General features: G+C 37.9%; 10 protein-coding genes. 6 read left to right on the forward strand and 4 right to left on the reverse strand.

What is annotated here, in order from left to right:
- The first annotated feature begins 200 nt into the window (after positions 1-200).
- Together psmA and FFONT_RS03510 are read left to right on the forward strand one after the other, a co-directional pair.
- On the forward strand, positions 201-920 hold the full coding sequence (gene psmA, locus FFONT_RS03505) for an archaeal proteasome endopeptidase complex subunit alpha (RefSeq protein ID WP_014557849.1): 720 nt from the start codon (positions 201-203) through the stop codon (positions 918-920).
- Between the two features lie 99 nt (positions 921-1,019).
- Positions 1,020-1,394, forward strand: a complete 375-nt coding sequence (locus FFONT_RS03510) for a class II SORL domain-containing protein (protein ID WP_014557850.1) — start codon at positions 1,020-1,022, stop codon at positions 1,392-1,394.
- 1 nt (position 1,395) lies between these two features.
- Here FFONT_RS03510 and FFONT_RS03515 read toward each other — a convergent pair whose 3' ends face one another.
- Positions 1,396-1,938: an NUDIX hydrolase gene (locus tag FFONT_RS03515; RefSeq protein WP_148683605.1), complete on the reverse strand. Its 543-nt coding sequence runs from the start codon at positions 1,936-1,938 to the stop codon at positions 1,396-1,398.
- A 72-nt stretch (positions 1,939-2,010) separates the two neighbouring features.
- Here FFONT_RS03515 and FFONT_RS03520 point away from each other — a divergent pair, with 72 nt between their 5' ends.
- Positions 2,011-2,445, forward strand: coding sequence for an SRPBCC family protein (locus FFONT_RS03520; protein WP_158308306.1), 435 nt, complete (start codon positions 2,011-2,013; stop codon positions 2,443-2,445).
- 17 nt (positions 2,446-2,462) lie between these two features.
- Here the strand turns inward: FFONT_RS03520 and FFONT_RS03525 are convergent, their stop codons facing one another.
- Positions 2,463-3,530 (reverse strand): DUF711 family protein, encoded by a 1,068-nt coding sequence (locus tag FFONT_RS03525; RefSeq protein ID WP_014557853.1) that lies wholly within the window; start codon positions 3,528-3,530, stop codon positions 2,463-2,465.
- Positions 3,531-3,973: 443 nt separating this feature from the next.
- On the opposite strand from FFONT_RS03525, the gene FFONT_RS03530 reads away from it, so the two are divergent.
- The 3 genes from FFONT_RS03530 (at position 3,974) to FFONT_RS03540 (ending at position 6,888) form a co-directional block, all read left to right on the forward strand.
- Positions 3,974-4,663 (forward strand): HAD-IB family phosphatase, encoded by a 690-nt coding sequence (locus tag FFONT_RS03530; protein ID WP_014557854.1) that lies wholly within the window; start codon positions 3,974-3,976, stop codon positions 4,661-4,663.
- Positions 4,664-5,105: 442 nt separating this feature from the next.
- Positions 5,106-6,431, forward strand: a complete 1,326-nt coding sequence (locus tag FFONT_RS03535; RefSeq protein WP_014557855.1) for an MgtC/SapB family protein — start codon at positions 5,106-5,108, stop codon at positions 6,429-6,431.
- Positions 6,432-6,612: 181 nt separating this feature from the next.
- The gene (locus tag FFONT_RS03540; protein WP_014557856.1) at positions 6,613-6,888 is read left to right on the forward strand and encodes a hypothetical protein; all 276 of its coding nucleotides are present in this window, start codon (positions 6,613-6,615) and stop codon (positions 6,886-6,888) included.
- Between the two features lie 19 nt (positions 6,889-6,907).
- On the opposite strand, the gene rgy is transcribed toward FFONT_RS03540, so the two are convergent.
- Entirely contained in the window at positions 6,908-10,675 is a 3,768-nt protein-coding gene (gene rgy / locus FFONT_RS03545) for a reverse gyrase (protein ID WP_148683607.1), read from the reverse strand.
- A gap of 227 nt (positions 10,676-10,902) precedes the next feature.
- Complete coding sequence (locus FFONT_RS03550; RefSeq protein ID WP_211206207.1) at positions 10,903-13,308, reverse strand: plasma-membrane proton-efflux P-type ATPase; 2,406 nt, start codon at positions 13,306-13,308, stop codon at positions 10,903-10,905.
- Positions 13,309-13,487 lie beyond the last annotated feature (179 nt).

Here is a 13,487-nt window from a genome sequence, read left to right on the forward strand (position 1 = left end):
GAAGCTTTCAATAAAAAGGGATGATGTAGCCGTCCCAAGAAGGGGAAGAAGGTTAAAACCGATGTTTTTCTCGCGACGAGCTGACCTTTCAAACTTAAGATTTTTAATCGAAAGAAAAGAAGAATTTTAAATATTTTATTGTATTAACTATATATTAACCGCAAAAAGAAAAGAATATGTAAAAAAAGAGGTAATGTACTATGGCATTTTCGCCCGCAATGATGGGTTATGATAGAGCACTAACTGTATTCTCACCAGATGGAAGGCTTTATCAAGTGCAATATGCATTTGAAGCAGTAAAACAAGGATGGAGCACTGTAGGAATTAAAACGCCAGGAGGAGTTGTTCTTGCCGCGGAAAAAGCTGTTACAAAGAGCTTAATGGATGTCGTAAGCATTGAAAAGGTAAGCATGATTGACACACACATAGGAGTGACCTTTGCTGGCTTCGGCGGAGATGGGAGAGTGCTGATAGAGTATGCTAGACAAATAGCGGTTTCTCACAGGCTAACTTATGGAGAACCAATTCCAATCGAGTATTTAACTAAGCAGGTAAGCGATTTAAAGCAGGCATATACGCAACATGGTGGAGTGAGGCCTTTTGGAGTCTCTCTTCTGATAGGAGGTATAGATTCTTCTGGTCCACAGCTCTTCAAGACAGATCCAGCAGGACAATACTTTGGATACTTTGCAACATCCATGGGAAGAGGAGAGGCTCAGATAGAGGAAAAGCTGGAAAAGAACTATAGGAAGGACATGAGCCTAGAGGAAGGAATATTACTTGCTCTGAAAGTGCTGAAGGAGTCAAGCGACCAAGACCTAAAGGCTCAGAACTTCGACGTCGGAATAATTTTGGCTGAAAAGAAGGAGTTCAGAAAGCTTACTCTGCCAGAAATAGAGGATTACTTAAAGAAAATCTGAGTTTTTATTAAAATTGTTTTTTAAGTGAAATCAATTTGGAGAATATATAATAAATATTTATATTTAAATTTTGCGCATTAAATTCTTGGTGAAATTAAAATGAAAAAATTTGGAGAATATATTTATTCACCAGAGCAGGCATCTGGAGAGGCAATTTCAAAAGTAGAAACGCATACTCCTAAGATAGAAGCCCCCGAATCTGTTAAGGCAAATGAGGCTTTTACAGTTAAGATCTCCGTAGGTCCTCACCCTAATCAGGTATCTCATTTCATTAGGAGCTTAACTGTATACTTCGTTGAAGAAGGGAGGGCTTTCAATCCAGTCCATTTAGCAACAGTGGAATTTGAGCCGGAATATTCTGAGCCAATAATAACTTTGACCTTAAAGCTAAAGAAGAGCGGTACTATTTATGCTTTAGGATACTGCAACCTCCATGGAGTATGGGAAGGGAAGAAGGAAGTTAAGGTAGAGTGAATCAGATACCAAATTTATCGAAATAATAGTAAAGATAATAGTAAAGCGCAAGCAGAGTTTTTCCATCAGTAATTTCTCTTTTTTTGAGCATCTCTTTAACTTCTTTTATTGAGAGCTCTTTCAATCTTATCAACTCACCTTTTTCAAGAGATTGCTCGGACTTCTTCAAATCTTCAGCAATATATAGATACATGAGCTCGTCTGAATAACCAGGAGATACGAAAAAGGAAGCTACTTCTTCTATATTCCTCGCAGTATATCCAGTCTCTTCCTTTAGCTCTCTTAATGCTGCGTTTCTTGGATCCTCACCCTTCTCTACCCTTCCGGCTGGGATCTCAATTATCCACTTATTTATAGGGTACCTAAACTGCTCTATAAGGACTATCCTGTCATCATTAATAGGAAGAACTGCAGCGCTTTTCCCAAACTCTACTATTTCTTTTTCAAACTCACTATTTTCGTATATATATTTTCTTTTCTTGACATTAATTCTAATTCCAGAATAGATAAGCTCTTCTTTGCTTATTTCTAAAAAATCATTCATGTTTTTCACCTTGAAAAGTTAAATATTAAAACAATATTAAATTAATTTAATAAAAATTATTAGGTGAAAAACGTGATAATAAAGAACTCCCTTATAATTAATGCTAATAGGGGAAAAGTCGCGAGCATTTTAAAAGATGTGAGAAATTTTTCAGATTGCATTCCCAATGTGATCTCCTCGAGAACTGAGGGCTCGAAATTCTCAGGAAAGGTGAGGTTCAAAATAGGAAGCGTTTCAGGAACTTTTGATGTAGATGGAGAAATATTGGAAAAAGAGCCAGAAAGAGCATACGACTTTTATATAAAAAGCGGAACATCTGGAAATATTATAGAAACAAAGGGAACTATAACCTTAAGCGATGCAGACAACGGAAAAACTCTTCTGGAATATCACGCTGAAGCGAAGCTTGGCGGGATGATCGCTGCTCTTGGTAAGATAATAGAAAGCACATCCAATGACTTAATCAAGCAGATGTTCTCATGCATTGAGCAAAAAATTTCTAAATGATTTTTTATTTTAATAAATCACAAATTTAATATTGGGGCTTTTCCGAAGTCGCCTAAGTTTACCTCCTTATCTTTAAAGTCCTCATTAATATAAATCAGCCTCACTCCATATGGCCTTCTCTTTACTCTCGCAACTGCATATATATCTCTCAAAAGATCCTCAAACTGCTCCTTCTTTCCTCTTACAGGAATCATATCCATGCCAGCGACACATACATAAGATAAAAGGAGGAGATCCTTTATCGTAAGTTCCCCATTTAAAGCGAGACTCATCAAATAGCTGTCCTCTCCTAGTGGTAACATGATCTCGTTGAAACCTAATCCTTCATGTTTTGAAGCAAAATCAGAGAGTATGCTATTGACCTCATATACTGTTTTCATGCACTTCAGATCACTAAGCTTGCATCTTCCGATTTTCTCCAATGCCCTTCCTACGCTTTCTTCCATCCAGGGACTCAAAGAGTAATCAATGCCTCTCAGTTTCTTTTTCCCGATCCCTTCCCTTATGAACTTACTTAAGCTTCTATATGCTTTTTCTATTGCTAATTCAACGGCCCTTAGATCCTCTCCGCCTTCAACATCCTTTGGGTACAGAAGGGCGATCGAGAAATAATCCTCTTTTACCGAGGAATCATGAATAGAAAGAGGGAAGTAAGGCGTCGTTATCCCAAGCCCGCTCATTTCTACTGCAAATCTTGTTGAAAAAGCTGGATCCTTAAGCGATAAATTATAAATAAGATCTAATATTTTTGAAAGATCTCTTTCAGACCTGAGGAATATGCCGGCATTGTAGCCTCTGCTCACAGCCCTAAAAACTTTTTCTTCATTTAACAAATCTGAAGTAGAAGTATAAATTACGGCTTTGATTTCCTTCTCCTTTTTTAACACATCCATAGAACTATCGCTCAGCTCCCAGTTTATTGGAATTGAAACCCTCAGCGACCAAACTTCTAACCCTATTTCCTTCTCAATTTTTTCTTTCGCGCTGTATAAGTCAGATACAGCATTTTTTAATGCTTCTTCTTCCTTTCTTTCTCTGCTCAAATTCAGGTGAAGAGTTAAAGCTCTTATTCTCAAATCTATCACGTCTCTCTAGCAATTTATATTTCTTATAGAATAAAGCATTTTAATAAAGTTATGATTTGATTTTATTCTGACTCTCTTATCCATAAATCGAAAATTTCTTTTAATCTCTTTGAGCTTACATCTTTCATTCATAGAGAAAGCAGGAATGTTAAGGATTCGTTTTGAGTGTTGAAGGAGGTTTACTCGTTGTAAGCATTAATGCAAATTTTTCCATAATAGAAATCTCTACCGCCTTGCAAAGCTGATCGCTAAGCTTAAATAAAAGGTAATTTCCTAAAGATACTTAAACATCTATTCACGCCTAGACAAACTGTTTTGATTTTCATATAAGTTTATAATGATCGGTATCAAACTATATCAAGCCCTATGAAGCTTGAATCCCATAAACAGTAGAGCTTTTAGTTATAATAAAAACATGGATCGGATAAATGAGGAGATGAGTTATGAATAAGGTCAAGCTGGTCGCCTTCGATGTAGACGGCGTCTTTTTAGAAAACAGAAACAGCTGGGATACCGTGAGCTCTTTTCTAGGTACCGAAAAAAATATACAGAATTATCAGCTTTTCATCAGCGGAAAAATTAGCTACTATGAGTGGATGTACTTAGATACGCTATCTTGGATAAGGGGCTCAAAAAAAGGCTATGTTAGCAAAGAGGATCTAGAGAGAGCTTTTCAAAGCATAAAGGTTAAAGTAGAAGTTGTAGATCTTGCTAAAAGGCTCAGGCAAAGTGGAAAAAAGATCGTACTTCTCAGCGGAGGAATAGATGTATTTGTCAGAAAGGTTGCCTTAATGATAGGAGAAGATGTTACTTGGTTTGCAAACATTCTAATTTTCGATTCAAATGGAAGGTTAGTCCCTGGCGGGATCCCTTTAGTGCCTGCCGGCAAAAAAGGAGAAATTCTCAGGAGGATCAGGGAAAAGCTGAATATTATTAAGAAAGAGACAGCTTTCATAGGAGACAGTGCTTGGGATAAGGAAGGGTTTACTGAATCTGGATTGAGCATTCTATACAACGGTATAAAAGAGGAGCTTTCTGAGATGAAGGTCTGTGCAGTAGCTGAAAATGTGGAAGAAGTTGAAAAAATAATTAATTTATATGAAGCAGGGGAAATTTTGTGCGAGGATTTCTAATTGTGTACTTTTAATTAAATAAAAAATAACAAAAACTTAGATCTTGGCTTATAAAATTCTGTGAAAAATAATTAAACCTTTAAGTATAAATTAAAAGTAGCGTTATGATGAATTAAATGTTGCTGAAAAGTGATGCAGGCCTGTGTTGCTGAGCGCTTTTTATTTCAAAGCCGGTTTTCTCTCTTTTTAAAACCAGCTCAATTTAATTAATAAGTATTCAGAAAATTTTATAAAAATGATGAGCTTGATCTAATTGGATGAGCGTAATGCGATGATGCTGTTATCCCCGTCTGATTTTAAAAAGATAGAAAGGTTTAAATCTGTGGGGAAATGATAATTTTTAACTACTCTTTTAGAAGATGATGACTGCCCTATCGAAGATGCCTAACGGCGATGATTCCTTGAATCCCGTCTGATAAAGCTTAATTTAAAGGATGAAAACATGCTCAGCTTCAGCATTAATTCAAGCGATGTTGATATGCTTGCCACCCTCATTATTTCATTTTTAGAAGGAGGTCTCTTAGGACTAGAAAGGTATAAAGTTGGAATGGAGAAGCAGGATAAAATTGAAAGTGAAGAGCTACCTGGAGTAAGGACATATGGACTAATGAGCATATTAGGAACTATACTTGCCTTGCTTAATTCTGACAAGATCTCCGTAAGCCCTTTTGCAAATGAGGTTTTAACCGTTTCTGGCGCTATTTTCGTCACGATCTTGATGGTATCTTACATATACTTCAGGCTCTACAGACTGAAAATAGCGGGATTGACTTCATATTTCGTCTTCTTCCTAACATTCATCATAGGATTTCTCACTGGCTATGGATACTATATTCTTTCTATGAGCTTAACCTTTCTCATAGCAGGAATTTTGGCGTTTAAGAGAGCAATAACCGCCTCTCTGGAAAAGCTTTCGTATGATGAACTCACTGCGGGTCTTGAGCTTGGGATGATTATCTTCATACTTGGTCCTTTCGTTTATGCGACAAACTATGAAATTTATGGTCTAAACCTTCAAGGAGTGTACATTTTCTTTACGCTTATTTTAGCAATCTCTTACATAAGCTATATGGCTTATAAGCTTAAAGGAGAGAAGAGCCTTCTTGCCGTTTCACTACTTGGTGGACTTATCAATAGTGAAGCAACGCTAATGAATATATTAAAAATTGGGGTAAAAGGAAAAAAATTGGCAAAGCTTTCGTCTATTAATAACAGCGGAATGGTGATAAGGACTGCTCTCACAGTATTAATAGGTGCGTATCCATTCCTCATTTCTGATGGATACGAAATATTTGCAAGATACATAATCTCAGGTGTATTACTCTCAATTATGATTCTATACTTAACATATACTCTTTCTGGAAGGGAAAAGAAAGCTGAGGAAAATGGGGAAAAAGTACTGTATCTTGCAAGCCCGTTGGAAGTAAAAATTGCAACGAGAGGAGTCATTCTTTATATCTTAATTTTCGTTTTGGTTAAGGTATCAAACTACTATCTTGGAAGCTATGCCCTCTTTATAACATCATTCATAGGCGGCTTTGCAAGCTCCATCGCTACAGTTCTTTCTCTGCTTTCTCTAGGTTCTACTGTATCAATAAAAATAATATCGAGCGCGTCTCTATTATCAATGGGCGCAGCAATGCTGAATAAAATAATTTACGCAAAAATAACCACCGATGATAAAGATGCCCTTAAAGAGGTCCTGGTTTCATCTATACCGTCTGGCATAGCTCTTATAATCCTCTCACTCATATTCATCTATTTTTAATTGCTTCTATCTTTGAGCAGTGTTTTTTATATGAGGAATCCTTAAGAATTCCTTCTCCTGTTTTCTTAATAGAATCGAAAACGCTTTTTTGATAGAACCGGATAAGTCAGCATTACAGCAAGAAATAAGTTTAAAATAGGATATAATTTAACATTATTTAGAAAATTTAATGGTGCTATGTATGAGTGAACAGCTAGCAGAAACGATAATTGTAAGTAATAAGGACGTAAGTGAATATGCGCTGAGAGTAATTGTGGCTTTGAGAAACATCACTGAGAATGAAGTAGTTGTAATTAAAGGAAGAGGGGACTTTATCGAAAAAGCAATTGATGTCTATAACGAAGTTAAGGCGAGGATGGGGGATTCTATAAAGCTTGTGTCAGTAAATATTGGAACTGAAAAAGCAGGGAGAAGGTACTTCCCTACAATTGAGATAAAACTAACATATTCAGCATAACCTTCTGTACTACTAGCCTTTATATAAGAGCTTCATCCATGATCTTTACCGGTGTTTCTGCTGCTAATTCCACTTCTGAGATCAACCCAAGTCTTGTCAAAGCATCATACAATTTAGCCAGCAGTGCAAGATAGCTTTCCTTCCCCTCCTCTATAGCATCCATATCTTCTTCAAGCTTCCTTGTAGTCTCCTCGCTAACTAGCGAGCTGTAATTGCTACTCAAGTACTGATATACTTTTATTCCTGTATTCGTAGGTATGACAAAGTTCCTCTTTTTTGAAATTACCACATATCCGTGCCTCCTCAGGCTATCTAGGATCTTTGCATAAGTGCTGGGTCTTCCAATCTTTTTCTCTTTCATCAACTTTACTATTTCCCCTTGAGTATACAATGGAATAAGAGAGCCTCTATAGATCTCAACTTTACTAACGTCGACAGGGATCCTTCCCTCTTTTATATAGTCAGCAATTTGAGTTTGTTCATTAATATTATAAAGCAGGCCGTAAAAGCCTGTCTCTTTCTCCCTTAATATAAGTTCTTTCTCAAAAACCTCTTTTTCTCTATTATAGCTGATTGATAGATTCAGCTTTAATTTCTCAACCACCGATGGTCTTGATTGACTCGCAATGAACCTTCTGAATATTAAGTCATAGAGCTTAATGTGTGCCTCGGTGACATTAATGTAAGTTTTTAGTGTACCATCAACTATGCTTTTCTTTAGATCGCTAGCAGACAGCGCTTTGGTTGGCCTTATAGCTTCATGCGTCCCCTCGCTTCCCCAACTCCTTGGATAGAAGATTTCAGGCTTACCGATGCCCTTTGAAAGATACTCGCTTGCAATTTGAATTCCTTTATTAGAAACATGAGTGCTGTCCGTTCTGTGGTATGTAATGAGCCCCGCCTCGAAAAGATCCTGGGAAAGTTTCATTGTAAATTGCGCTCCGTAGCCATAAACCATATTCGCATCATGTAATAATTCATCAGTAGTATAAGGCGGAGGAGGAAGGAGTTGCTGCTCGTATATTTCATATGAATCTATTTTCAAGGATCCGCTCTTAATTATCGCATTCTTGAGATCTTCAGCTTCTTTTTTATCCTTCTTAAACAGCTTCACAGCGAATAAGTTGATGAGTGGAATTCTTACCCAATAGCCTCGTGCATTCTTCCATTCTTCATGTCTGGAAATGATCCATCCCAGAGTTGGCGTCTGCACTCTTCCTGCTCCAAGCCAGGGCTTTTGGAACTCCGACCAAAGCCTGCTTGAGAGAGGGAATCCGATCCACCTATCGGTTACTCTTCTCAATATCTGGGAGGAGACCTGACTTTCATCTATCTTTCTCGGATTTCTAATTGCCTCTAATATTGCCTCCCTCGTTACCTCGTGGAACTCTGCTCTTATGATTTTGCTGTTGTATGGCTTTATAGCCATCTCAACATCCCATGCTATCTTTTCTCCCTCAACATCGGGATCAGTGGCTATGTATATTTCCTCAGATTCCATAGCAATTTTTCTGAGAACATGAACGGTCTCCATTGAAGATTTTATTTTGAAGCTTTCACCGCAGTAAGGGCATTTGTTGTGCAAACTTACAAATGTCCTCCCGCAACTCAGGCATTTGCTTATGGGAGCGTATACAGGTATAAATTCTTCATTTACTTTTATTACGCCGTACGTTCCTATGTTGTTATCGCTGACCAAATCGAACAAGTGACCTTTTGTCGCAACAATCATTGCGAGGTACGTCTCAAGGGTCTCTTGGTCTACAATGGGTATTTCATACACAACTACTGATCCGAACCTTCTCTTTGCCGGCCTTCCGAAAAATCCAGCTATTGTCTTAGCTTTATGCGGAGATTCAACTACAAACATTATGGACTTTGCTGGTTTGAAGCTTTTTGATCCGTCTTTTCCCATTCTAGAAAGAATTAGCCTTTCTGATATCTCCTTGAGATTTATCGAGCTAAGCTCCTTTGGATCGAAGCTGTAAACATAGTTTCCTATTTTTTTCTTAAACACTTCCAGGTACTCCTTACTCTTTTCGAAAATTAGGCAAAAGCCAAGCGTCATTTTATCGTTCAGAAACCTGCTTGTCCTCCCGCTTGCCTGAATGTATGTTAAGGGGTCAGGATTTATATAATAGAGCGAACCATCTTCTCCTCTTTCTATTAATGAAGTGCCTAAGTTTAGAACTGCCCCCTTCTCTCTTGGAATAATGCTATCAAGCTTAATAGTAACTTCAGAAATGGTCTTAAGAATAACATCTGCAACTTCTCCGAGCCATCCACTGAGTTGCTTAGTTGTACCTTTCTGAAGCGCAATCCTCAATGCAAACTGCTCCCCTGGGTTTAGCTTATTAATCTTGCTCTGCAAATCTTCGAATCTAGCCTTGATGTTTTCGTCTTTATCAGAAATGTATATTAAAGCCTGCAAAAGCCTTCTTGGGCTGAATAGTGCTGAGTTTAACGGCATCTTATTCTTTGGAACGCCTACAAATATCGCATACTTAATGACCTCAGGTAGGTCGATCCCCCTGACTATGACGCCGTAATAGCTTGAAACGCCCACTAAGACTTGAACTTCCCCTCTAGCCAGCTTTTTAATAACGCTTTTACCAGCTGTGGCGAGCGATGTCTTTATTCCTTCATCTTCCAGCTCCTTTACCAGTTCTTTCGCCCTATTTACACCGAGGTCTTTTGAGACAAAAATTAAACCTCCGCTTCCTAAATTGTTCACTATTTCCTTAATTTTTTCAATTAGCTCTTTATCCTCCTTGTATAGGTAGAATGAGTCTATTATGTTCCTCATATAATCATGTATGCCACCTATTTCAAAGCCTAAAAGCTCCTTAAAAAGCTTTGGCTTCGATCCTGCCTGCCTTCCTGTAGCGCTTGCAACAGCAAGCTGTCCAATTTTCTTTTTCGCTTTTGCTTCTTCCAAAGACACCTCTAGCTCTTCGCACCCTTTTTTCAAATTTTCTGTTTTTTCCTTGTTATTTGTCCCAAGGTAAAAGAATAGCTCATTTCTACACTTAATTAGCCTCTCAGCTATTTTCACATCATCTTCGTCGAAGCCTATAAGGACTAAAACTTTCTCAATGTTCACGGAATTCTTTAGAAGAGAGTCTGCATCGTCTACTACTATCAAGTCGAACTTCAGTTTTTTCAATATATCATAGCGCCTTGAAAGAAAACTAGTTGTTGTTATAAGAACACCGAATTTACCTTCTTCTATCTTTTTTAATACTTCTTCCCTTTTCTTCTTACTAGCTCTACTTTGATAAACTACGATTTCCGCATCGATCCCCATCTTATAGCATATTTCCTTAAGCTTTTCTTCAGTCTGGTTAAGGAGGGATTCCGTTGGGACTAGAATGTATACTTTTTCTCCTTTCTTCAACTGATAAGCGGCATAATGGAGCAAGAGCGTGGTCTTTCCCACTCCAGTAGGAGCGGTAATTGCAAAGCTTTCCCCAAGAAGCAATCTGTGAGCCCATGTTTTCTGGAGGCTCCAGATGTTTTTCCCAGTACTCTCTCTGAACAACTTTTCGAAACTTTCAAGCTCTTCAAATGTATCGCGCATGAGGTGATATGCACTCTGAGGATTATCCGAAAGAGATTTTGAAATAAGCCTTATCTTTTTTTCTAGAGGATATTTTGAAATATCCTCCATATTATCCAGCTTTGAAGAAGGAAGGCAAGAATTGCAAGGCACGCCCAAACTCAACCTATAAGATGAAATCGGCCCTGCGCAGCTTGGACATAGACTTTGAAATACAGCCTTTATCATTAAGCCCAGCACCACTTGCAGAAGATTTATGATCTTAGCATCTAATGATAAATGTAGATAGTTGCTTAGGTTTTTAAGGAGGAGATTAAAGTATTCAAAGAGAGATTTAAAGCTACTTACAAAAGCATAATATAAAAGCTGGTTTTATTATTAAGTGCTTTAAAAAAGAGGTAAAACTTGAAAGCTAAAATTAAATGAAAAATCCAAAATTTATAACAATTAGAAGTTTAGAGACCAACTTTTCTGAACACATAACATTTAACCGGGTCTAAAGCTAATGTAAACACTGCAGAATAGACGAGAGCAAACAGTGAAGCTTTCAAACCAACGGGCTCTATTATTATTCCCAGCGCACCAATTATCGTGAAAATTACCAGCACTGAAGACGTGGATATCAATAGAGCTTTTCCAGGCATAGAGGACCAAAAATGCCTTCTCTCTCTTACTAAGAGGACGTTGAATTGGCTCGAGAATATCACTATCAGTAGTACAAACGACTGAATTTTGCTTATAGAGAAGTGGAAATAATCCCTCGCTATGAATATTCCTAGCATTCCCTCTATGAATAAGAGGATACCTATAACTGAAGACGAAAGCGTTATATTCTTTACATTCCACTTATTTGGGTTTATAGTAGATATTACATTATCAGTTGCTATAGAAATCGTCGTAAAATCATTCGCAAAAAGTATCAGTGCTACTCCGAAAAGAGTAATAATGTCATATTTAAACAATATAAAGCCGACAGTCATCAACATAACGTATTGAAGGACCTTAATTGTTTTATTTATGACCCATGTTAGTGCTCTCTGATAGCTTTGCCTGCTCACCTTTATAGCTTCTACAATTCCCTTTAAACCCGGCTCTAGAAGAACAAGGCTTGCAGCTGCCTTAGCTGCATCCGATGCGTTGCTTACAGCGATGCCCACCTCTGCCTGCTTCAGCGCAGGTGCATCATTAACGCCATCTCCCGTCATTCCCACAATGTGACCGTTTTCCTGCAGTGTTTTTACTATAGTATATTTGTCCTCAGGATATACCTCTGCAAATCCATCAGCTTCTTCAATTATTTTCTTCATCTCATCTTCATTCTTCCCCTTAATTTCGCCCATGGAAAAGATCTTATCTCCTATGCCCACCTCCTTAGCAATTTGCTTTGCAATAAGCACACTGTCTCCAGTTATCATTTTTGGTCTTATTTGAAGGCTTTTAAGTTCCTCAATCAGTTTCATGGAATCCGGTCTGGGAGGATCAGCTAAAGCCATAATTCCTAAAGGCTCATATTTTCCATCGGAACTTTCATCTTTTCGTGCTACCAGAAGGGTCCTATATCCCTTTTCTGACATCTCCCTGATTTTTTCTTCTATTTCTTTGGAGCCATTTTCATAACCACACAGTTGAAGTATAACTTGTGGTGCTCCTTTTGTAAACCTGACTTCTCTCCCATCGATTTTCGCAATAGCTTCTGCCCTTTTCAAAGCAGGATCGAAAGGTATGAATTTCACAACTGTGTAATTGTTCCTGCTGATACCTTTCTTTTGAGCGTAATCAATGACAGTCTGATCGATTGCATCTCCTCCTTCTTCACTTGAAGCGATGAGAGCTGCTTCTAGAACTTCTTTCTCGCTATGACCCTTGAATGGAACTACATCAACTACTGAGAGCTTGTTCATTGTAATTGTTCCGGTCTTGTCTAGGGCTATCACATCCACTGAAGCTGCATCTTCAACTGTATCAAGTCTAGTGACTAAAACGTTTTCTGATGCTAGCCTCATAGCTCCTACTGCCTGAATTATAGTCATGACCGCTGGCAACGCAACTGGCACGCATGCCATAAGTACTCCAACATCAAAAGTCAATATAGATATAATATCATTTTTGACATGAGCTATAATTGCGTAGGCAGTAGCTATTGCCATAGCTATAACTCCAAATATCATCATAGCTTTTGTAACAGAGAGTAAAACTTCCTGCTGGTGAGATTTGGGGTGAGCGATTTTTACAAGCTCGACAGTTTTTCCAAAATACGTATTCTTTCCAGTATTCACTACAACACATACGGCTTTTCCCCTTTTTATCAACGAACTGGAAAAAATTATTCCTCCAGCGGAAACCTCAACAGGCAACGATTCACCAGTTAAAGCTGACTGATCTACTGAGAGCTCTCCTTCAATTACTTTGCAATCAGCAGGCACAACATCCCCCAAACCCACTACTATTATATCTCCCGGGACTATTTCACTCGCATCAATTTCTTTCCAACTACCATCCCTCAGTACCTTAGACTTTATCTTTAACTTGGATTTTAAAAGTTCAACTGCCCTTCTACTATTTACCGAGTGCCTATATCCTATTACTGCATTTACAACTAGGAGAGCCGCTATTATTGCCGCTTCCAAATAGTGCTCTATTAATATTGATAGAACAATTGCTATTTCAAGAAGCCAAGGCATTGGACCATAAAACTTCTTCAAGAATTCTACTATTGGATTTTCTCTCTTTTCCTCAATCGAGTTTCTCCCGTAGATTTTCAGCCTGTTCTTAGCTTCTTCCTCGCTTAAACCATTCCTGCTTGTCTTTAATTCTTCTAGCACCTTTTCAATATCCATTTCCTTGTAAGCGATTGTTTTCAAAAAAGCACACCCCTTGTATAGTTGTTAGCAATCTTTAAATTCATTTTCTTTTAGAAATACGCCAAAATAATATTTTTATTATCTGTTTTATTATCTGTAGGTCGACCTCTTACTCGCTTTTTCAAAACGAGGCTACCAGTTTTAAAAATCTTCTGGCCTCCAAACTGAAAAATTCTATG

Origin of the sequence: Fervidicoccus fontis Kam940 (assembly GCF_000258425.1) — an archaeon.
GTDB lineage: Archaea > Thermoproteota > Thermoprotei_A > Sulfolobales > Fervidicoccaceae > Fervidicoccus > Fervidicoccus fontis.

What these genes read in the sequence shown, in the direction of transcription:
- psmA (WP_014557849.1), top strand. Translation starts at nt 201, where the DNA reads ATGGCATTTTCGCCCGCAATGATGGGTTATGATAGAGCACTAACTGTA.
- FFONT_RS03510 (WP_014557850.1), top strand. Translation starts at nt 1,020, where the DNA reads ATGAAAAAATTTGGAGAATATATTTATTCACCAGAGCAGGCATCTGGA.
- FFONT_RS03515 (WP_148683605.1), bottom strand. Translation starts at nt 1,938, where the DNA reads ATGAATGATTTTTTAGAAATAAGCAAAGAAGAGCTTATCTATTCTGGA.
- FFONT_RS03530 (WP_014557854.1), top strand. Translation starts at nt 3,974, where the DNA reads ATGAATAAGGTCAAGCTGGTCGCCTTCGATGTAGACGGCGTCTTTTTA.
- FFONT_RS03535 (WP_014557855.1), top strand. Translation starts at nt 5,106, where the DNA reads ATGCTCAGCTTCAGCATTAATTCAAGCGATGTTGATATGCTTGCCACC.
- FFONT_RS03540 (WP_014557856.1), top strand. Translation starts at nt 6,613, where the DNA reads ATGAGTGAACAGCTAGCAGAAACGATAATTGTAAGTAATAAGGACGTA.
- rgy (WP_148683607.1), bottom strand. Translation starts at nt 10,675, where the DNA reads ATGATAAAGGCTGTATTTCAAAGTCTATGTCCAAGCTGCGCAGGGCCG.